Here is an 18,973-nt window from a genome sequence, read left to right as displayed (position 1 = left end):
GGCCACGTTGTCACATTCCGTTGTCCCGGGCCGTACCAAGGGAGATAGCGTTTTCGGTGGAGTTGACGATGCCGATTCCCGCCGCGCCGTCGATGAGCGGACCAGGGACAAAGTGCTTTCCGCAGTACTTGAGCACGGTCCGGTGAGCGCGGCTGAACTCGGCGACCGGCTGGGTTTCACGCCGGCGGCGGTCCGGCGCCATCTTGACGCGCTGTCCCGTGACGGCCTGATCGAGGTCAAAGTCATCGGCAGTCCTTCCCCGGGTGCAGGCCGTCCCGCGCGCCGCTATGTCCTCAGCCAGCGGGGCCAGACACGGCTGGGCAACGATTATCTGCACATCGCGCAGGCAGCGCTAGGTCAGCTACGGGAGATCGCGGGGCCTGACGCCGTCCGCCAATTTGCAGCGGGCAGGTTCGCCGACATGGAGGAGCGGTACCGGCCGGTCATTGAGTCCGCGGGAGACCGCCTCGAAGACAAGGCTGCAGCGCTTGCAGAAGCACTGAGCCTTGACGGATTCGTCGGCTCCACACGGGAAATCGGCAGAAACGCACCCCATGCGGCGATGCTGAGCGTGCAGCTCTGCCAGGGACATTGTCCCATTCAGGAACTCGCGGCTGACTTCCCCGATTTCTGTGAACAGGAAACCGATGTTTTTGCCCGGCTGCTCGGCGTGGACGTTCGCAGGCTGTCCACTCTCGCAGCCGGCGGCCACGTCTGCACAACACACATACCGATCGGCCGCATCGCGCGCGCCGGTGAAACTGCCCGCCAATCACCCGAAAGCGACGCCCCGGCGCCGCACCCATACGTAACAAACGTCTCCAACCATCAGCAAGGAAGGCCGTGATGACGGATCAGACAGATCAGAAGGCATTGGTTCCCGAGGCCGTGCCCGCAGGAGTACTCAGCGACATCCTCGAGAGAAATCCGGAGCTCGAAGGCATCGGTACCTACGAGTATGGCTGGTCCGACAAGAACGACGTCGGCGCCAACGCCCGTCGCGGCCTGAGCGAAGAGGTTGTCCGCGACATCTCCGCCAAGAAGAACGAGCCCGAGTGGATGCTCGATCTCCGGCTGAAGGGTCTGAAGTACTTCGACCGCAAGCCGATGCCCAACTGGGGCGCGGACCTGTCGGGCATCGACTTCGACAACATCAAGTACTTTGTGCGGTCCACCGAAAAGCAGGCCGGTAGTTGGGAAGACCTTCCCGACGACATCAAGAACACCTACGAAAAGCTCGGCATCCCTGAGGCTGAGCGTAATCGCCTGGTTTCCGGCGTCGCCGCGCAGTACGAATCCGAAGTTGTCTACCACCAGATCAATGAGGAACTCGAGCGCCAGGGCGTCATCTTCATGGACACCGACACCGCGCTGCGGGAGCACCCTGAGTTCTTCGAGGAGTATTTCGGTTCGATCATTCCGGTCGGTGACAACAAGTTTGCTTCACTGAACACCGCTGTCTGGTCCGGAGGCTCTTTTGTCTACGTACCGCCCGGTGTCCACGTTGAGATTCCGCTGCAAGCCTACTTCCGCATCAACACGGAGAACATGGGTCAGTTCGAGCGGACACTGATTATCGCTGACGAAGGCTCCTACGTGCATTACATCGAAGGCTGCACGGCACCCATCTACACGTCAGACTCGCTGCACTCCGCCGTCGTCGAAATTGTGGTCAAGAAGAATGCACGCGTTCGCTACACCACAATCCAGAACTGGTCCAACAACGTCTACAACCTGGTAACCAAGCGGGCCATCGCGCATGAAGGCGCCACCATGGAGTGGATCGACGGAAACATCGGCTCCAAGGTAACCATGAAGTATCCGGCTGTCTACCTGGTCGGGGAGCATGCCAAGGGCGAGACGCTGTCGATCGCATTCGCCGGCGAGGGCCAGCACCAGGACACCGGATCCAAGATGGTCCACATTGCGCCGAATACGAAGTCTTCGATCATCTCGAAGTCGGTCGCCCGCAGCGGCGGGCGTGCCGCATACCGCGGTCTGGTGCAGGTCCGGGAGGGCGCAACTCACTCGGCCAACACCGTACGCTGTGATGCCCTGCTGGTTGACACCATCTCCCGCTCAGACACCTACCCGTACGTGGACATCCGTGAAGACGATGTCACCATGGGCCACGAAGCCACGGTCTCGCGAGTGAGCGAAGAGCAGTTGTTCTACCTTATGTCCCGAGGGATGCCCGAGGACGAGGCCATGGCGATGATCGTGCGCGGATTCATTGAACCCATTGCACGTGAACTCCCCATGGAGTACGCGCTCGAACTGAACCGCTTGATCGAACTCCAGATGGAAGGAGCCGTAGGTTAATGGCTGAAACCACCCAGTTGACCCCCGAACTGACTGACGAGAAGGCCCGTATCGGATCACCGTCGAGCCCGGAGAAAATTGCCATTGACGGCTTCACCGAGGAAGGCGAAAACCTTTCCCCGACGAACACCGGCGCCGAGCAGCACGGGTTGAAGAAGCACAGCCACGGGGATGACCCTGTTGTGCCGGAAGCATCACGCGGCGAGCGGCTTAAGTCCTACAAGTTGGCCGATTTCCCACCGCTGACCGGCCGCGAAGAGGACTGGCGGTTCACGCCGATCAAGCGCCTCCGCGGTCTGCATACCGATGCCCTGACAGGCAGTGGGCCCGAGGTTACCGTGTCCGGTGCATCGAACATCCTGGTGGAAACCGTCGAGCGCACGGATTCCCGCTTCGGTTCCGCAGCGATTCCTGAGGACAGGGTTGCCGCGGCCGCGTGGGAGGCGGTTACGCAGGCAACCGTCGTGACCATCCCCGATGAGACGGAAGCCGACTGCGACGTCACCATCTCGATCAACGGCACCGATGAGGCTCCCGCTGCACAGCACCTCATCATTTCTGCAGGGAAGTTCTCCAAGGCTGTCGTGGTGCTCGACCACCATGGCAAGACCACTCTGGCGCAGAACATCGAGATTGTGGTCGGAGACGGCGCGCAGCTCACGGTGGTAAGTGTCCAGGAATGGGACGACGACGCCGTACACGCCTCCTCGCAGCAGGCGAAGATCGGCCGGGACGCCCGTTTCAAGCACGTGGTCGTCACTCTGGGTGGCGACCTCGTGCGGCTCACGCCGTCGTCGTTCTTCACCGCTCCGGGCTCCGAAGTGGAAATGTACGGCCTCTACTTCGCCGATGCAGGACAGCACCTTGAGCAGCGGCTCCTCGTTGACCACGCCGTACCGAACTGCAAGTCCCGCGTCACCTACAAGGGTGCCCTGCAGGGACAGGACGCGCACACTGTCTGGGTAGGCGACGTGCTGATCCGCAAGGAAGCCGAGGGAACGGATACGTACGAGACCAACCGGAACCTGTTGCTCACCGACGGCACCCGCTCGGATTCCGTACCGAACCTCGAGATCGAAACCGGCCTGATCGAAGGCGCCGGACACGCGAGCGCAACAGGCAGGTTCGACGATGAGCACTTGTTCTACCTGATGGCCCGCGGGATCGATGAGAAGACGGCCCGCCGTCTGGTAGTGCGCGGATTCCTCAACGAGGTCATCCAGCAGATCAAGGTTCCGGTACTGGAAGAGCGCCTCACGGAAGCCGTGGAGCGCGAGCTGGCTGCAGGGAACTACTGATGACCCGGACACCTGAGAACGGCACCGGGCCGCAGGGCGAGCTCGTCTGCAATGTGAATGATATTGAGGTCAAGCAGGCGCTGCGGATCCTCATTGACGATTACCCCGTAGCAATCGTCAAAGATTCCGACGGCGGCATCCACGCAATCGGCGACACTTGCTCCCATGCCGATATTTCCCTTTCCGAGGGTGATGTCGAGGGCTGCAGGATCGAGTGCTGGGGACACGGTTCCCAGTTCGATCTGCGCAGCGGCATGCCGCTCCAGCTTCCCGCCTACGAGCCTGTGCCGGTTTTTGCACTTGAGATCCACGGTGACGAGGTTTACGTCGACATCACTACGGTGACCAACTCGGCGCCTGTCCCCGATCGCGGCTAGAACTGTCACGAGCCAAAACACTTTCGAACATTTGAGCAACCCTGCACTGCAGGATGCAAAGGAGAACCCAAAGATGTCCACCCTTGAGATCAAGGATCTGCACGTCAGCATCGAGACGGAACAGGGCGCCAAGCCCATCCTCAAAGGCGTCAGCCTGACTATCAACACCGGCGAGAGCCACGCCATCATGGGCCCGAACGGCTCCGGAAAGTCGACTCTCGCATCCACCATCGCCGGTCATCCCCGTTACACCGTGGACAGCGGCTCGATCACCCTCGACGGTGAGGACGTCCTGGAGATGAGCGTCGATGAGCGGGCCCGCGCCGGACTCTTCCTCGCTATGCAGTACCCGGTCGAGGTTCCGGGTGTCACCATGACAAACTTCCTGCGCACGGCCAAGACCGCACTCGACGGCCAGGCCCCGAGCCTCCGGCACTGGACCAAGGACGTGAAGGAGGCAATGTCGCAGCTGCGCATTGATGCCGACTTCGCTCAGCGCAACGTGAACGAGGGCTTCTCCGGCGGCGAGAAGAAGCGCGTGGAGATCCTTCAGCTCGAACTGTTCAAGCCGAAGTTCGCCATCCTGGACGAGACCGACTCAGGTCTCGACGTCGACGCGCTCAAGGTGGTGTCAGAGGGCGTCAACCGTGAGCACAGCAAGGGCAACATGGGCACCCTGCTCATCACCCACTACACACGCATCCTGCGGTACATCAAGCCTGACTTTGTGCACGTCTTTGTCGACGGCCGAATCGCTGAAGAGGGCGGCCCTGAGCTCGCCGATCGCCTGGAGGAAGAGGGCTATGACCGCTTCCTCGTTGCCGGTACAGCTACTGCCGGCGCCTGATCCGGCTACCGACACAAAGAGAGGCTCCTGACATGAGCGATGTGAACGCAGCACAGACATCCCTTGAGGATGTCGAAGAGTCGCTGAAGGACGTCATTGATCCTGAGCTCGGCGTGAATATTGTCGATCTTGGTCTGTTGTACGGCTTGAAGTACGCCGACGACGGCGCTCTGCTGATCGACATGACCCTCACCACCGCAGCGTGCCCCCTGACCGACGTGATCGAGGAACAGGTGGGGCAGGCGCTCGATGGGGTAGTCGACGACTGGAGGCTCAACTGGGTGTGGATGCCGCCGTGGGGGCCCGAAAAGATCACCGACGACGGCCGCGATCAAATGCGGGCACTGGGCTTCAATATCTAGCCCATCCGGAACACCGGTCCGCACACAAGGGGAGGCAGCGCTGCGAGCGCTGCCTCCCCTTGTGTGCGTCAGTGTCAGCCTTTACTGTTCGTGTGAGCGTGCCGAAAGACCGAAACAAGCCGCTCCGAAAACAGCACGAAGCTGATCTGCCGGATACCGCCGTCGTAGTCAGCAACCCTCGCGAACGCAATTCTGGCCACCGCGTCGGGGTCCCAACCAAAGATCCCGGCGCTGATCGCGGGAAAGGCAACCGAGCGTGCGCCCAGCTCGTCGGCGACCTTGAGACTCTGTCGGAAGCAGGACTCAAGCAGCGCGGGGTCACTCTGGCCCGCATGGCGGTTGGGACCGACGGTATGGACTATCCAGCGGGCAGGCAGCCTGAATCCCGGCGTCGCGACAGCCTGACCCACCGGCAGCCCGCCGGGCAAAGAATTCGCGCGGATTTCACGGCACGCTTCGAGCAGTTCCGGCCCCGCCGCCGCATGGATGGCACCGTCCACCCCACCTCCGCCCAGCAGCGATGAGTTCGCTGCATTGACGACGGCGTCGACGTGCTGGGTGGTGATGTCACCGTGGAGGATCTGGACTTCCGGTGCCATGACGGTCACATCCGTTCTGCCCGGTGACAGGACCGCGCGGTTCGACAGCGATGAGCGTGTGCACCAATGTACTAACGTTTGCGGTATTGCCAGAAGAGGGAGACGCCCCAACCATGCCCTTCATCGACCGTCTGCTGTACTGGGCACGCCGCGAACCCGGGCGGAATGCCGTCGTCGCCGGGTCCCTGCGGCTGACCTACGGCGAGCTGGCTGCACGGGCGTCCTCACTGCAGTTGCCTGAAGGAGGAATGATCGCCCTACAGATCAGCGATCCGGTGCATTTCGCCGTTGCTTTCACCGCCGTGGTTGGACAGGGTAGATGCGCCGCCGTCCTTGATCCCCGCTGGCCGAGTGATCTTCGGGTCAGGATCCTGGAGGCCCTCCATCCGGACGCCGTGATCACTTCAGCGGATCCGACGGAGGCCGCGCACCCGTCTTCGCTGGCCGACGCAGCTGCCGACGCGCGCTTTTACTGCGGATTCACCTCTGGCACGTCCGGAGTCCCGAAAGGGTTTGTACGAACTGTCGGTTCGTGGTCCCGCTCACTGGAGCGGAGCGTGAACTGGTTCGGTGTCACTCCGGGGTTGCGTGTCTGTGCACCGGGTCCGCTGGCTGCCAGCCTGAATCTGTACGCCCTCGCCGAGTGTCTCTACGCCGGTTCGACCTTCCACTCACTGGCACCCGGGGATAGGGCAGCGACAGGTCCGCTGACGGCGCAGGTCCTGAGGTCCGAGCGCATCGAGCATCTCGTCGGGGTCCCGTCCACACTGCGGCTGGCTCTGGACCGAATCGAGGGAGAACTACCGGAACTGCGCACCGTGGTATCCGGCGGCGCCCGGCTTTCCGCGGCGGACACCCAGATCATCCTGCGCAGTGCGCCGGCCGCCCGCGTCTTCGAGTACTACGGCGCGTCGGAGCTGAGCCTGGTCACCGCCCGGCGGGTGGACGGCTTTGACGGGAACGATGTCGGCCGTCCCTTCCCAGGGGTGCGGATCAGGATCGACGCGGACAGCGGTTCCGGCCGGCACGGCAACGTGGGTACCATTTCCGTCCAGACCGACACAGCGATCGAAGGTTATCTCTTCGGAGACGACGGACGCGCCTTCCGGCGCGACGGGAGCTGGGTCACGGTGCAGGACCAGGGCTGGATTGACGACGACGGCGCGCTGCACCTGACCGGTCGGCACGGCGACATGCTCGTGGTCGCGGGAAGCAATGTCTATCCGAGCGAGGTCGAAGCCGCGCTCGCGACGGCAGGTCATCCGGCCGCCGTCGTGCTCGGGGTTCCGGACGCACGCCGTGGCTGCGCGCTGGCCGCTGTCATCCAGGCGCGCCCGGATGCCGTCATCGACACCCGGGCCCTTCGCACCCGGCTGAAGGAGCTGCTGCCCGTCGATAAGGTGCCGAAACTGATCCTCCGAACCGGGCGGCTACCGTTGACCACCGCGGGGAAACCGGATCGCGCCGCGCTGAAGGCGTCAGTAATAGGAAGGGACGGTGCCCTTGAGCGGCTTGCCTGAGGACCGTCGGGACGAGAGGCGGGCCGTCATTGCCCTCTGCCGCCGCACACCGTTCGGCCGCCTCCGCGGGGTGTTCTCGTCGACCGAGGCGCATGATCTGCTCGCAGCCGTCCTGCACGCCGCGTACCGGGACGCCGGCCTTCCGGAGAGTGGCCTGGCGGACGTCATCATCGGCAATGCCGCCGGTGGAGGAGGCAACGTCGCGCGGTTGGCAGCGCTGGCCGCGGGCCTGCCGGTGGAGGTACCCGGCCTCACGATCGACCGTCAGTGCGCTTCCGGTCTCGACGCGATCTCGTTGGCCTGCCGGCTCGTGGAGTCGGAGGCAGGCGCTTGGTTCATTGCCGGGGGTGTGGAAAGCTGCAGCACCGCTCCCTTGCGCGCGCACCGGTTGACCTCGCTGCCCGGAGCGCCCGACTTCTTCTCCCGCGCGCGGTTTGCACCGGAGACTCACGGCGATCCGAGTGCCGGCCAGGCAGCTGAGAACGTTGCCGCCGCCTTCGGCATCCAACGTGACGAGCAGGACCAGTACGCCCTCCGCAGCTACACCCGCACCGCCGCAGCGCTCGATGGAATGTCGGCGGAGATAGTTCCGATTGCCGGCTGCGACACGGACGAGACACCACGTCGTGGGATGACATCGAAGGTCCTGTCCCGATTCCCACCGGCATTCACGGCGGCCGGGAGCGTTACCGCCGGCAATTCCTGTGCCGATGCAGACGGAGCGGTAGTCGCCGTCGTGACGAGTCGTGCACGTGCCAGGGCGGCGGGCTTCAACACAGTGCTTGAATTCCACGGTTCTGCATCTGCCGGAGGGGCACCTGCCCTCTTTGGAACCGCCGGCGCGCACGCGGTGCTGAAGCTCCTCGAAGGGATCCAGTTGAACAGGAACGCTGTATCCACCTGGGAGTACAACGAGGCCTTCGCGGCGCAGGTGCTCGCCTCGGCGCAGCTGTTAGGAGTTGCCCCTGAACGTCTCAACCTCCACGGCGGGGCTCTTGCCTATGGCCACCCATATGGTGCTTCGGGCGCGATGCTTGTTGCCAACCTTCTGCGCCAGGCCGCCATGCCGGGCGGCCCCCGGGACGACGGCGGCTGGTCGGTGGCTGCGGTGAGCGCAGCCGGCGGCGTAGGGACAGCCGCCGCTTTCCGTACGGTGAGCCTCCAGTAGCAGCGGGAGGATCCGCTGCCCAGCAGCCCTACGAACCGGACCGGAATGCTCCACCGGGAGTGCCGCCGTCGTGATCTGCTTCCGCGAGACCGCGTGCTGCGAGCGCATCTCCGGTCTGCTGTGCATAGGCCACCGCACCGATGAAGACGGGAAGGATCAGCGCGCGTGGATTGCGTTCCAGGCCGCGGGCACGGGCCGCGTCGCGGGAATCCTCCGCAGAGCCGACCAGATAGGGGATGCTGCGCAGCATCAGTGCGACGGTCAGCCCAAAGCGTTCCGGATCGGCGCCAAGCGGCTGCAGCGGACGAGCCAGTGAAACCAGTCCGTCGAGAATGCGTTGGCTCTCGGTTGTCAGCGTGATCAGCAGGGCAGCCAGAACGCAGGTCACGATGTTCCCGACTACGAGGAACGCTGGAAGGAGTCCCGCGCTGAACCACTGGAACGCTCCAAGGACGACGATGAGCAGCCACATCTTCCGAAGGGGCTGGAGCAGCTCGCGGAACCCAAGCCGAGCACCCCCGAGGTAGGCCAGGACAACCAGGCCCAGACCGGCCAGTGTGGCTTCCAGCGAACTTAGTGCCAGGACCACCACCGACAGCACAGCCACCGGCAGGAACTTGGCCCACAGGGGAGCGCCATGCAGGATCGATCTGCGCTCCACATACGCGCCAAGCAGGCTGGCGTGACCCCTCACAGCGGCCCTTCAGCGGACGCATCATGCAGGCTGAGCTCGCGGTAGGCGGCGACGGCGTCGGCGGGGACGCCGTCGAATATCACCCGGCCGGAATCAACCACCAGGGTGCGTTCAGCCTGCAGCGCGAAGTCCAGCGAATGGGTGGTGAAAATGACCTGCTGGTCAAGACCGCGGAACAGGCGCCGCACGCGTTCTGAGTTACGGAGGTCAAGGAGGGTGGTCGGTTCGTCCGCAACGAGGACCTTGGGATCACACGCAAGGACGGTTGCGAGGGCGAGGAGCTGGCGTTCACCGCCCGAGAGGTCGTAGACGCTCTGATCCGCAAGATGCGCGAGTCCGAATCGGCCGAGAACTTCAACAGCTGCCGTGCGCCGCGCCCCGCGGTCTCGGTAGCGCCGGCGCAGGGACAGCTCCACGTCTTCACGACCGGTGGGCATCACCAGTTGGGACAGCGGGTCAGTGAACATGAAAGCCACGCTTTGCCGGACCGCCGCGCCTTTGCGCGCGGTGTCCAGCCCGTCGACCGTCACCTGACCGGACGTCGGCAGGACCAGTGAATTGATCAGTTTCAACAGGGTGGACTTGCCGGATCCGTTTGCGCCGATGATGCTGATGCGGCTTTCTACCAGTGAGAGATTCAGCGGTGCCAGGATGGTTCGTGGTACCGGATGATCTGCCTGTACGGCTGCTTCGCTGAACTGGATCATTGCCTAGCTCAGCGCCGGCGGGCTGAACGGGACTGGAGACGGGGGAACGCCTTGAGAACACTGAGCCCGATTGCAGCGGCCGCCAGGTTCTTCAGGACATCTCCGGGGAGGAAGACGACGTCGGCTGCGATGGCAGCGGCGAGGTCAAGTTTTGCATTGATCATCATGCCGATGATTCCCAACGGATGTGTGATGAGCAGGCTCGTCACAGTGCAGGCAACGAACAGTGCAAGGAACCGGTAGCGGGAAAACCGGCGGAAGACGATGCGTGCGAGGAAGCCGACCACGAAGGCTGCAATGGGAAAGGCGATGATGTAACCGGCTGATGGGCCGAAGAGGACACCGATACCGCCTCGGAACTGGCTGAAGATCGGCAGTCCCGCGAGCGCAACGGCCACGTACAGGCTGAGGGCTGCGCCCGCCCGCCACGGGCCGAGCACAATTCCGGTCACCATGATTGCCAGGGTCTGCAAAGTGATCGGCACCCCCACCTGCCCCACCGGTATAGCGGGTAGGATGGCACTGGCGGCCACGACGGCTGCGAAGACCGCGATCAGCGAGAGATCGGTCGCATTCCAGGAAGAACGAGCCCGTGCCGGAGTATCGGCGGGTGTGGAATGCGGAGCCGGATTCGTCTGTTGCATCGTGACGCTTTCTGTGAGATCTACACAACGGTGAGCTGTTACTTACCGAGATTAGTGCGGAAAGAAGCAAACGCTTTTGTAGGTTTCCTACAACATTGAGGTCCGGCCTACAGCGCCGGAACAGGAAAGGCCCAGCCACCGTGATTACCGTGTCGAATCTTGAATTGCGCGCGGGCGCAAGGCTGCTCATGGATCAGGTGTCCTTCCGGGTGGACCGGGGAGACAAGATCGGGCTCGTCGGGCGAAACGGCGCCGGCAAGACAACGCTGACCCGGGTATTGGCGGGGGAGGGTCTGCCGGCCGCCGGCACCATCACCCGCACCGGGGAGATCGGCTACCTGCCGCAGGACCCGCGCACTCCCAACATGGAGCAGTTGGCCCGTGACCGGATCCTCTCTGCCCGCAACCTGGACGTTGTTGTCCGGAAGCTGCGTGAGACGCAGGACCAGATGGCCAGTGAAGATACCACCGTCCGGGACAAGGCTATGGCTCGCTATGACCGCCTGGAGACGGAGTTCCTCGCTCACGGCGGCTACGCGGCAGAAGCCGAGGCGGCTGCTATCTCCTCGAATCTCGCGCTTCCGGAACGAATCCTCAACCAGCCGCTGAAAACACTGTCGGGCGGTCAGCGCCGACGGGTGGAGCTCGCGCGCATCCTTTACTCCGGCGCTGAAACCATGCTCCTCGATGAGCCGACCAACCACCTGGACGCTGACTCCATTACCTGGCTGCGGGAATTCCTGAAGAATCACCAGGGCGGGCTGATTGTCATCAGCCACGATGTGGAGCTGCTTGAAGCGACCGTCAACAAGGTGTTCCAGCTTGATGCGAACCGGGCCACCATCGACCTGTACAACATGGGGTGGAAGCGCTACGTCCAGCAGCGTGAGACCGATGAGCGGGCGCGCAAGCGGGAACGGGCCAACACCGAAAAGAAGGCCCAGGTGCTGATTGACCAGGCCAACAAGATGCGCGCCAAGGCAACCAAGGCGGTCGCTGCCCAGAATATGGCAAAGCGGGCTGAGCGGATGCTCTCCGGGCTCGATGACGTACGCGCACAGGACCGCGTCGCAGCTCTGCGCTTCCCCGAACCGGCGTCGTGCGGCCGCACGCCGATGACGGCAGAGGGTCTGAGCAAGTCCTATGGCTCGCTGGAAATTTTCACCGACGTCGATCTGGCCATCGACCGCGGCTCCAAGGTGGTGATTCTCGGGCTGAACGGTGCGGGCAAAACCACCCTGTTGCGCATGCTTGCGGGGGTTGACAAGCCGGATACCGGCGAGATCATCCCCGGTCACGGACTGAAGGTGGGCTACTACGCCCAGGAGCACGAGACGCTTGACACTGAGCGCACCGTCCTCGAGAACATGCGGTCTTCGGCACCGGACATGCGGGACGCAGAGGTCCGCGGCATTCTCGGTTCCTTCCTGTTTTCCGGAGACGACGTCGACAAGCCGGCAGGAGTCCTCTCGGGCGGCGAGAAGACCCGCCTCGCCCTTGCAACGATCGTGGCATCATCCGCCAATGTGCTGCTGCTCGATGAGCCCACCAACAACCTGGACCCGGCAAGCCGCGCGGAAATCCTGGGAGCCCTGCGGAACTACTCCGGCGCGGTGGTGCTCGTCAGTCACGACGAGGGCGCTGTGGACGCGTTGAACCCGGAACGGGTAGTGCTGCTGCCTGACGGCGTGGAAGACCTCTGGAACGACGACTACCTTGACCTGGTGACGCTCGCCTAGAGTCCCTGGGCGTCCAGAATCGCATCCTCTTCCTGCTCGGAGGAGGGGCGGCGGCGTGCCCGTGCAGGCGCTGACTGCGCATGCTCGTCCTCATGGTCGATGCGGTACTGCTGCCGGGCGGCATAACCCAGACCGACGAACAACAGCACTCCGAAGGCGAACCACTGCATGGAATAGGACAGGTGCGGCCCGAGATCGATAGCCGGCTTGGCCGGCGCGATCGGGGCTGTGGCCGGGGCCGGTGTTTCGCTGGCTACCAAACCGTACGCAGCGGTGGAAATCGGATACTCCAGCTGCGATTGATAGGCAGCCAGGTCAATGGAGGCCAGTTGTCCCTGCGGCGCCGACCGGTCCAGGTCCGGCTCTGCCGGACGAATGCGTGCGACGACGGTGACTTCTCCCTCCGGCGCCGGAGGAACTGTATCGGGGCGGCCCGCGCGGTCGTTGCCAATGGGCAACCACCCACGGTTGATGACGACGGCGGTGCCGTCCTGGAGCTTCAACGGAACCAGAACTTCGTAGCCCGGCCGGCCGCCCAGCGGCCGGTTGCGTACGATGCGCTGGTTGGCGGAGTCATAGTGTCCGACGAGCGTGACAGGCGCCCATTCCGTTGCCCCATCGAAAGACTCAAACAGCGACGGCGAGTAGGGGATCGGCGCGAGATCATAGTTTGCCTCGACCGTGTTCACGGTAGCCGCCGCCTGGTCCCGGCGGTCCAACTGCCACAGCCCCAGTGCGCTGCAGGCTGCGGCCAGCACCAGAACGAGCGCCAACCAGCCGAACCAGCGGGGTGTCGCCAGGTATTTCAGTATCTTCACGACGCCGCCGAACTGCCTTCCAGCGGCAGCGTCTGCTTCCAGAGTCCTCTGGTGGTGAGGTACTCCTCCAGCCACTCGCGGTGCTCGCTGCAGGCCAGCCACGTCTTTCTGCGCTCAGGAGTGTGAATGCGGGGGTTGTTCCAGAGGAGTTGCCAGGACGCACTCTGTCCGCAGGCTTTCCGGGAGCAGATGGGGTTGCCGTGCGCTGTAGATGCAGCCCTGGTTGAAGACTGCGCTGTTGAGGGAACTGCGCCCGGCAACTGGTCGAAGATGCTCACGATGTTCCTTCCTGCTTCCCGGCTTCCTGATCGAGCTCCGGCTCGTCTTCGATGATCTCGCCCTGCAGCGTGACGGGCTCCTCTTTCACTGCCGCCGGTGCCGGTGCTTCCAGTTCCGCGGCAGGAGCACGGTCGAGCAGCGAATCGCTGTGGGCGAGGTTGCTGGTGTCGCTTCCACCATTCGCTATGATCACCGCGAAATAGGGAAGGAACACGGCTCCCGCGATCATGACCCACTGCAGCCAGCCCTCCACCACGAAAACGAGGATCAGGCAGACCATGCGAATTCCCATGGACACGGAATACTTGATCATCCGCTGGCGCATGTCATCGCTGTGCGCCTCGCGGGCATCACTGATGTTATGGATTTCCGGGCGGCGCTTTGACTGAAGGCTCAGCTTGATCATCACACTCCAAGGGGACTATTCCATTGTCTCACTCCGGAGCCCCCACTTAAAGTTCCCGGCAACACCGGTCAGTGCAGATAGGATCGAACGGATGCTCAGCACCGCTCCCTCCGAAAGGACCCTCCGTGCAGGAACAAGACACCGCTGGAACGCCCGAGAAGAAAACCGGACGCAGCGTCCTGGTAACGGGAGGCAACCGGGGGATCGGGCTGGCAATTGCTCAGTCCTTCCTCGCCAACGGTGACCGGGTGGCCATCACGTACCGAAGCGGCAATGTTCCGGCCGGGATGCTCGGGGTGAAAGCGGACGTCACGGACAACGCGCAGGTCGATGCCGCCTTCAGCGAAGTTGAGAACACCCACGGCGCTGTTGAGGTGCTGATCGCGAATGCGGGTATCACCAGGGACACCCTGCTTCTTCGAATGAGTGAAACGGACTTCACGGACGTCGTAGACACAAACCTCACAGGCTCCTTCCGGGTGATCAAGCGGGCCAGCAGGGGGATGCTTCGCCTGCGCAAGGGCCGGATTGTCCTCATCTCGTCAGTGTCCGCGCTGTATGGAGCGCCGGGACAGATCAATTATTCGGCGTCCAAGGCCGGGCTCGTGGGAATTGCACGCTCGCTGACGCGGGAACTCGGATCCAGGGGAATCACCTGCAACGTGGTTGCTCCCGGCTTCATCAACACGGACATGACCGCCGCCCTTCCGGTCGAAACCCAGCAGACCTACCTCTCCTCCATCCCGGCCGGCCGGTTCGCGGATGCAGACGAGGTTGCCAATGTGGTCCGTTGGGTTGCCAGCGACGAGGCGGCCTACATTTCAGGGGCCGTCATCCCCGTTGACGGCGGACTCGGAATGGGTCACTGACTACCACCACAGCAGTTCTTCGCACTACACAGCCAAAGGCACAACCGAATCAAGGAGGGCCCCGGACATGGGCGCACTGGACAGCACAACGGCAATCGTCACGGGATCGTCCCGCGGAATCGGCGCTGAGGTGGCAAAGCTCCTGGCCGCGCAGGGCGCCGCCGTCGTCGTCAATTACCGGCAGAAGGCGCCCCGGGCCAACAAGGTGGTCGCGGGCATCGAGGCCGCCGGCGGCCGTGCCGTGGCAGTGGGCTCGGACCTGACTGCCCAGGACGGCGCACAAGCACTCGTGGACGCAGCTGTGCAGAATTTCGGTGGACTCAACCTGCTGGTCCTCAATGCCTCCGGAGGTATGGAGTCCGGCCTCGGAGAGGACTACGCGCTCAAGCTCAACCGGGACGCACAGGTCGGCATGCTCACAGCAGCTCTTGACGCCATGCCCGCCGGCTCCCGCGTCGTCTTTGTCACGAGCCACCAGGCCCACTTCATCAACACGGTGGAAACTATGGACGCCTACGAGCCGGTAGCGCGCAGCAAGCGCGCTGGTGAGGATGCGCTTCGGGAGATGGTTCCGGCGCTGACCGAACGCGGCATCAGCTTCGTCGTCGTCTCCGGAGACATGATCGAGGGCACGGTCACCGCTACCCTGCTCGACCGCGCGGCGCCGGGCGCCATCGAGGCCCGCCGGCAGGAGGCCGGACGCCTCTACACGGTGGAGGAGTTCGCGGCCGAGATTGTTGCCATGGCAACCGCTGATGTTCCCACCGGCCACACAGAGTACGTAGGCGGAGCTGAGCACTTCACGCGCTAGCCCTTAGCCGGCTGCCGCGAAGAGCATGGACCTACAACCGCACGAAGTGGCGGACCACGTCAAGATAGGGAAAATTCACCGCAACATCAGCGGCTGACCGCACCGCCGGCTTGGCGTTGAACGCGACGCCAAGCCCGGCAGCGGCCAGCATGTCCAGGTCATTGGCGCCGTCGCCCACTGCCACCGTACGTTCGAGCGGTATCCCGGCGGCCTCGGACCATGCCCGCAGGCAGCGTGCCTTCTCCGCCCGGTCCACCACCGGACCGATCACCGAACCCGTGAGCGTGCCGGCGTCCACGCCCAGTTCATTGGCTTTGGCATGGGTGAGGTTCAGGCGCGCGGCCAACGGCTCGAGGATCTGGCTGAATCCGCCCGAAACCACCGCAACAACATGACCAGCATCCAGGAATGCCGCGACCAGATGTTCTGCACCTTCGCTCAGCTCGATCCGGGTGCCGACATCATCGATGACACCCTCAGTCAGCCCGGCGAGCACGGCTACCCTCGCATGCAGACTCTGTGCAAAATCCAGTTCGCCGCGCATTGCGGATTCCGTGACGGCAGCAACCTCCGCTTCCCGGCCGGCGTGTGCTGCAAGGAGCTCGATGACCTCCTGCTTGATGAGGGTCGAGTCCACATCCATGATGAGCAGTTTGGTTCCCTCGCCGAGGAGCGCCGTAGGCACCACCGCGATGCCCGTTTCATCTGACAATAGCGGCGCAACCGTCGTGCGAAGCGTATCGATGCCGTCATCGGAACTGACGGTCAGGCAGGCAACCTGGTAGCGGCCGTCGTCGTTCCGGCTTTCACCGACGACGACGGCGCCACTTTCCTGCAGGGCGCGGCGCACCCGCAAGCAGTGAGCATCCTCCAACCGGGCGCCGAAGCTGACCACCCTGAACATCTCCGCCACGTGCGCCAACGGCCTTTCCTCGATCCGAATCTCCTTTGTCATTATGATCCCCTGCCCGGCGGCGGTGAAACCGGTGACGGGCCATACGGATTTCCGGTCATGCCGCCGCTGTTCATTTAACGTTCAAGGCTGCTCTTGGCCTAGTGTCTACTGTCATGAGTGATGTTCTGGAACTCTCCGGGGTGAGTCTTGTCCGCGGAGGAAAAGCGCTCCTGGACGACGTCAACTGGCAGGTCCGTGAGGGCGAGCGCTGGGTGGTTATGGGCCCCAACGGCGCGGGCAAAACCACGCTCCTGCAGATCGCAGGCGCGCGGATCCACCCAACGCGCGGCGTGGCGGGAATCCTCGACGAGGTGCTGGGAGCGGTCGACGTCTTCGAGCTGCGGCCCCGTATCGGCCTCGCCTCGGCGGCGTTAGCGTCCCAGATCCCGGAACATGAAACCGTGCTCAACGTGGTCGTTACTGCCTCCTATGGAGTGACCGGCCGCTGGCGCGAACAGTATGAGCGGCTGGATGAGCGTCGGGCCTTCCGGCTGCTCGACGCCTGGGGTGTGTCCACCCTGATGAACAGACCCTTCTCTTCGCTGAGCGAGGGCGAACGCAAACGTGTCCAGATAGCGCGTGCCCTGATGGCTGACCCGGAGCTGCTCCTGCTCGATGAGCCTGCCGCCGGCCTGGATCTGGCCGGGCGCGAGGACCTCGTCGCGCGCCTCAGCGAACTTGCTGCGGATGAGGATTCGCCGGCGATCGTCCTGGTGACGCATCACCTCGAAGAAGTACCTCCGGGCTTCACTCACGCGATGCTCCTGCGTGAGGGTTCAGTGGTGGCGGCTGGACCCGTCGGTGATGTGCTGGTGGCCGAACACCTGAGCCTGGCGTTCGACATGCCTCTCGAAGTTACCCAACGGGATGGCCGTTACAGCGCCGTCGCGCGGTCCTAGCAGCGGAAGATACTTCGTGGACCTGTGGCGCGATGCGCTGATCCTACTCGGCGGTTTGTGGGCCGGAACCATCAACACGATCGTCGGTTCCGGCACCCTGGTGACGTTCCCCATTCTGGTTGCCCTGGGGTATGCCCCGGTGACCGCCACCATCAGCAATGCCATGGGACTCGTGGCCGGCAACGTAACCGGCGCGTGGGGGTACCGGGAAGAGCTGAAGGGCAACGGCCGAACCCTGGCCCGGCTGTTGCCAGCTTCGCTGCTCGGAGGCATTGCCGGTGCGGCCCTCCTTCTCAACCTCCCCGAAACCGTCTTCGGGCTGGTGGCGCCGTTCCTGATCGTGGTCGCGCTCGGGTTTGTGATCTTCCAACCGAAACTGCAGCGTTGGGTGCGGCGGCGCGCTGAGACCAAAGCGCCCACAAGATCCCATCCGTTGGCACTGACGGTGCTCGTCTTCCTGGCCGGCGTCTACGGCGGATATTTTGTCGCCGCGCAGGGCATTCTGCTGGTGGGGATCCTGGGCATTTTTCTTTCCGGCACCATGCAGTCAGCCAACGCGATGAAGAACGTCCTTGTGCTTGGGGTGAACCTGATCGCAGCTGTCTCCTACATGCTCTTTGCCTTCGATCGCATCGAATGGTGGGTTGTCCTGCTCATCGCCGTTGGTTCCCTTGTGGGCGGGGTTATCGGGTCCAAGGTCGGCCGGCGCCTTTCCCCCCTCATTCTGCGGAGCGTCATTGTGGTTCTCGGCCTGGTTGCGCTCTACGTCATGATCGTGCGGCTGGTGAGCTAGCGTGGCCCTGGAGCGCCTCGCCGACGCGGCAGACCCCCGGGTTACTGATTACACCGGACTGACCGATACGCAGCTGCGTCGGCGCCGCGAGCCGGCTGAGGGCCTGTATATCGCCGAAAGCACGAAGGTGCTCCGGCGGGCCATCGACGCCGGGCATACGCCGCGATCGTTCTTCCTGACGGACAAATGGCTCCCGGACCTCGAAGACATCCTTGCCCGTTTCCCGGACACACCTGCCTATGTCGGGTCCGAGTCGGTACTGGAGGACATCACCGGCTTCCACCTTCACCGCGGCGCCCTGGCGGCCATGAATCGCCCTGCTCCGCTGGCACTGGAGGATGTGCTGCATAGCGCGCACCGCGTGGCGATCCTCGAAGACATGGTGGATCACACCAACCTGGGCGCGGTTTTCCGTTCCGCAGCGGCGCTCGGCGTGGATGCGGTCCTGATCACGCCACGCTGCGCTGATCCGCTGTATCGAAGGGCTATCAGGGTCAGCATGGGAACGGTCTTCCAGGTGCCGTGGGTGAGGCTGGACTCGTGGCCGGGCAGCATCGCAATGCTACGCGCGTCCGGGTTTCTGGTGGCGGCACTGGCCCTGGCACCGGATTCGCTCGAGCTGCAGGAGCTGTCGCAGCGCGATCCGGACCGACTGGCCCTCATTTTGGGCACTGAGGGTGAGGGGCTCTCGCAATCCACACTCGAACAAGCAGATATCTCCGTCAGGATTCCGATGAGTTCCGCCGTGGATTCCCTCAACGTCGCAGCGGCAGGCGCCGTCGCTTTCTGGGAGTGCAGGTCGAGTGCGGTCCAGCGCTCCGAGAGCTCTTTCGCGGATCCCCCTCGCGTGCGGTAGAGTTGGTTGC

General features: G+C 63.7%; 22 protein-coding genes. 14 read left to right on the top strand and 8 right to left on the bottom strand.

Going from position 1 to position 18,973, the window contains the following annotated elements:
• Positions 1 to 7: 7 nt before the first annotated feature.
• From ABFX19_RS10755 to ABFX19_RS10730, 6 genes are all read left to right on the top strand, one after another.
• Complete coding sequence (locus ABFX19_RS10755) at positions 8 to 847, top strand: helix-turn-helix transcriptional regulator (protein WP_346028284.1); 840 nt, start codon at positions 8 to 10, stop codon at positions 845 to 847.
• A complete protein-coding gene (sufB, locus tag ABFX19_RS10750; protein ID WP_056547588.1) occupies positions 847 to 2,322 on the top strand; it encodes a Fe-S cluster assembly protein SufB in 1,476 nt (491 codons plus the stop codon). The genes ABFX19_RS10755 and sufB overlap by 1 nt, the downstream gene beginning before the upstream one ends.
• Positions 2,322 to 3,620, top strand: coding sequence for a Fe-S cluster assembly protein SufD (gene sufD / locus ABFX19_RS10745; protein ID WP_277357170.1), 1,299 nt, complete (start codon positions 2,322 to 2,324; stop codon positions 3,618 to 3,620). Before sufB ends, sufD begins: the two co-directional genes overlap by 1 nt.
• A complete protein-coding gene (locus ABFX19_RS10740; protein WP_277357169.1) occupies positions 3,620 to 3,997 on the top strand; it encodes a non-heme iron oxygenase ferredoxin subunit in 378 nt (125 codons plus the stop codon). Before sufD ends, ABFX19_RS10740 begins: the two co-directional genes overlap by 1 nt.
• 73 nt (positions 3,998 to 4,070) lie before the next feature.
• A complete protein-coding gene (sufC, locus tag ABFX19_RS10735) occupies positions 4,071 to 4,844 on the top strand; it encodes a Fe-S cluster assembly ATPase SufC (RefSeq protein ID WP_056547845.1) in 774 nt (257 codons plus the stop codon).
• A 32-nt stretch (positions 4,845 to 4,876) separates the two neighbouring features.
• Positions 4,877 to 5,206 carry a metal-sulfur cluster assembly factor gene (locus ABFX19_RS10730; RefSeq protein ID WP_056547596.1) on the top strand — a complete coding sequence of 110 codons (330 nt, stop codon included), beginning with the start codon at positions 4,877 to 4,879 and terminating at the stop codon, positions 5,204 to 5,206.
• Positions 5,207 to 5,280: 74 nt separating this feature from the next.
• Here ABFX19_RS10730 and ABFX19_RS10725 read toward each other — a convergent pair whose 3' ends face one another.
• Positions 5,281 to 5,805 (bottom strand): O-acetyl-ADP-ribose deacetylase, encoded by a 525-nt coding sequence (locus tag ABFX19_RS10725; protein ID WP_277357168.1) that lies wholly within the window; start codon positions 5,803 to 5,805, stop codon positions 5,281 to 5,283.
• Between the two features lie 113 nt (positions 5,806 to 5,918).
• Here ABFX19_RS10725 and ABFX19_RS10720 point away from each other — a divergent pair, with 113 nt between their 5' ends.
• Together ABFX19_RS10720 and ABFX19_RS10715 are read left to right on the top strand one after the other, a co-directional pair.
• Entirely contained in the window at positions 5,919 to 7,325 is a 1,407-nt protein-coding gene (locus tag ABFX19_RS10720; protein ID WP_277357167.1) for a class I adenylate-forming enzyme family protein, read from the top strand.
• Positions 7,303 to 8,493: a thiolase family protein gene (locus ABFX19_RS10715; protein WP_404800678.1), complete on the top strand. Its 1,191-nt coding sequence runs from the start codon at positions 7,303 to 7,305 to the stop codon at positions 8,491 to 8,493. Before ABFX19_RS10720 ends, ABFX19_RS10715 begins: the two co-directional genes overlap by 23 nt.
• 28 nt (positions 8,494 to 8,521) lie before the next feature.
• On the opposite strand, the gene ABFX19_RS10710 is transcribed toward ABFX19_RS10715, so the two are convergent.
• From ABFX19_RS10710 to ABFX19_RS10700, 3 genes are read right to left on the bottom strand one after another with little or no spacing between them, the layout of a single operon-like run.
• Complete coding sequence (locus ABFX19_RS10710) at positions 8,522 to 9,154, bottom strand: energy-coupling factor transporter transmembrane component T family protein (protein ID WP_346028283.1); 633 nt, start codon at positions 9,152 to 9,154, stop codon at positions 8,522 to 8,524.
• A gap of 29 nt (positions 9,155 to 9,183) precedes the next feature.
• The gene (locus tag ABFX19_RS10705) at positions 9,184 to 9,894 is read right to left on the bottom strand and encodes an energy-coupling factor ABC transporter ATP-binding protein (protein WP_277357164.1); all 711 of its coding nucleotides are present in this window, start codon (positions 9,892 to 9,894) and stop codon (positions 9,184 to 9,186) included.
• An 8-nt stretch (positions 9,895 to 9,902) separates the two neighbouring features.
• Positions 9,903 to 10,538, bottom strand: a complete 636-nt coding sequence (locus tag ABFX19_RS10700) for a biotin transporter BioY (RefSeq protein ID WP_277357163.1) — start codon at positions 10,536 to 10,538, stop codon at positions 9,903 to 9,905.
• Positions 10,539 to 10,678: 140 nt separating this feature from the next.
• Here ABFX19_RS10700 and ABFX19_RS10695 point away from each other — a divergent pair, with 140 nt between their 5' ends.
• Complete coding sequence (locus tag ABFX19_RS10695) at positions 10,679 to 12,277, top strand: ABC-F family ATP-binding cassette domain-containing protein (protein ID WP_277357162.1); 1,599 nt, start codon at positions 10,679 to 10,681, stop codon at positions 12,275 to 12,277.
• Here ABFX19_RS10695 and ABFX19_RS10690 read toward each other — a convergent pair.
• Genes ABFX19_RS10690 through ABFX19_RS10680 form a run of 3 tightly spaced genes read right to left on the bottom strand, consistent with a single transcriptional unit; the run spans position 12,274 to position 13,780 of the window.
• Positions 12,274 to 13,089: an SURF1 family cytochrome oxidase biogenesis protein gene (locus ABFX19_RS10690; protein WP_346028418.1), complete on the bottom strand. Its 816-nt coding sequence runs from the start codon at positions 13,087 to 13,089 to the stop codon at positions 12,274 to 12,276. The two genes, ABFX19_RS10695 and ABFX19_RS10690, sit on opposite strands and share 4 nt — an antisense overlap.
• A 2-nt stretch (positions 13,090 to 13,091) precedes the next feature.
• On the bottom strand, positions 13,092 to 13,373 hold the full coding sequence (locus ABFX19_RS10685) for a hypothetical protein (protein WP_428831030.1): 282 nt from the start codon (positions 13,371 to 13,373) through the stop codon (positions 13,092 to 13,094).
• Positions 13,370 to 13,780, bottom strand: a complete 411-nt coding sequence (locus ABFX19_RS10680) for a DUF3099 domain-containing protein (RefSeq protein ID WP_277357161.1) — start codon at positions 13,778 to 13,780, stop codon at positions 13,370 to 13,372. The genes ABFX19_RS10685 and ABFX19_RS10680 overlap by 4 nt, the downstream gene beginning before the upstream one ends.
• A 125-nt stretch (positions 13,781 to 13,905) precedes the next feature.
• On the opposite strand from ABFX19_RS10680, the gene fabG reads away from it, so the two are divergent.
• Together fabG and ABFX19_RS10670 are read left to right on the top strand one after the other, a co-directional pair.
• Positions 13,906 to 14,649: a 3-oxoacyl-ACP reductase FabG gene (gene fabG, locus ABFX19_RS10675; protein ID WP_346028282.1), complete on the top strand. Its 744-nt coding sequence runs from the start codon at positions 13,906 to 13,908 to the stop codon at positions 14,647 to 14,649.
• Between the two features lie 67 nt (positions 14,650 to 14,716).
• Entirely contained in the window at positions 14,717 to 15,460 is a 744-nt protein-coding gene (locus tag ABFX19_RS10670; protein ID WP_056547622.1) for an SDR family oxidoreductase, read from the top strand.
• A 31-nt stretch (positions 15,461 to 15,491) separates the two neighbouring features.
• Here the strand turns inward: ABFX19_RS10670 and serB are convergent, their stop codons facing one another.
• The gene (gene serB / locus ABFX19_RS10665; protein WP_404800680.1) at positions 15,492 to 16,373 is read right to left on the bottom strand and encodes a phosphoserine phosphatase SerB; all 882 of its coding nucleotides are present in this window, start codon (positions 16,371 to 16,373) and stop codon (positions 15,492 to 15,494) included.
• Positions 16,374 to 16,528: 155 nt separating this feature from the next.
• Between serB and ABFX19_RS10660 the strand changes: the two genes are divergently transcribed.
• From ABFX19_RS10660 to ABFX19_RS10650, 3 genes are read left to right on the top strand one after another with little or no spacing between them, the layout of a single operon-like run.
• Positions 16,529 to 17,314, top strand: coding sequence for an ABC transporter ATP-binding protein (locus ABFX19_RS10660; RefSeq protein ID WP_346028281.1), 786 nt, complete (start codon positions 16,529 to 16,531; stop codon positions 17,312 to 17,314).
• A 16-nt stretch (positions 17,315 to 17,330) separates the two neighbouring features.
• Positions 17,331 to 18,107, top strand: a complete 777-nt coding sequence (locus tag ABFX19_RS10655; protein ID WP_056547625.1) for a sulfite exporter TauE/SafE family protein — start codon at positions 17,331 to 17,333, stop codon at positions 18,105 to 18,107.
• 1 nt (position 18,108) lies between these two features.
• Positions 18,109 to 18,963, top strand: coding sequence for a TrmH family RNA methyltransferase (locus ABFX19_RS10650; protein ID WP_277357158.1), 855 nt, complete (start codon positions 18,109 to 18,111; stop codon positions 18,961 to 18,963).
• Positions 18,964 to 18,973 lie beyond the last annotated feature (10 nt).

Origin of the sequence: Arthrobacter parietis, from assembly GCF_039530425.1 — a bacterium.
In the GTDB taxonomy this organism is placed as follows: Bacteria; Actinomycetota; Actinomycetes; order Actinomycetales; family Micrococcaceae; genus Arthrobacter_D; species Arthrobacter_D parietis.
This window is presented reverse-complemented; position numbering and strand designations above follow the sequence as displayed.

Excerpts from the sequence above, each read along its gene's own strand:
- ABFX19_RS10705 (WP_277357164.1), bottom strand. The coding sequence starts at position 9,894 with ATGATCCAGTTCAGCGAAGCAGCCGTACAGGCAGATCATCCGGTACCA.
- sufD (WP_277357170.1), top strand. The coding sequence starts at position 2,322 with ATGGCTGAAACCACCCAGTTGACCCCCGAACTGACTGACGAGAAGGCC.
- ABFX19_RS10740 (WP_277357169.1), top strand. The coding sequence starts at position 3,620 with ATGACCCGGACACCTGAGAACGGCACCGGGCCGCAGGGCGAGCTCGTC.
- ABFX19_RS10680 (WP_277357161.1), bottom strand. The coding sequence starts at position 13,780 with ATGATCAAGCTGAGCCTTCAGTCAAAGCGCCGCCCGGAAATCCATAAC.
- ABFX19_RS10725 (WP_277357168.1), bottom strand. The coding sequence starts at position 5,805 with ATGGCACCGGAAGTCCAGATCCTCCACGGTGACATCACCACCCAGCAC.
- sufC (WP_056547845.1), top strand. The coding sequence starts at position 4,071 with ATGTCCACCCTTGAGATCAAGGATCTGCACGTCAGCATCGAGACGGAA.
- ABFX19_RS10670 (WP_056547622.1), top strand. The coding sequence starts at position 14,717 with ATGGGCGCACTGGACAGCACAACGGCAATCGTCACGGGATCGTCCCGC.
- sufB (WP_056547588.1), top strand. The coding sequence starts at position 847 with ATGACGGATCAGACAGATCAGAAGGCATTGGTTCCCGAGGCCGTGCCC.
- ABFX19_RS10720 (WP_277357167.1), top strand. The coding sequence starts at position 5,919 with ATGCCCTTCATCGACCGTCTGCTGTACTGGGCACGCCGCGAACCCGGG.
- ABFX19_RS10660 (WP_346028281.1), top strand. The coding sequence starts at position 16,529 with ATGAGTGATGTTCTGGAACTCTCCGGGGTGAGTCTTGTCCGCGGAGGA.
- ABFX19_RS10730 (WP_056547596.1), top strand. The coding sequence starts at position 4,877 with ATGAGCGATGTGAACGCAGCACAGACATCCCTTGAGGATGTCGAAGAG.
- ABFX19_RS10700 (WP_277357163.1), bottom strand. The coding sequence starts at position 10,538 with ATGCAACAGACGAATCCGGCTCCGCATTCCACACCCGCCGATACTCCG.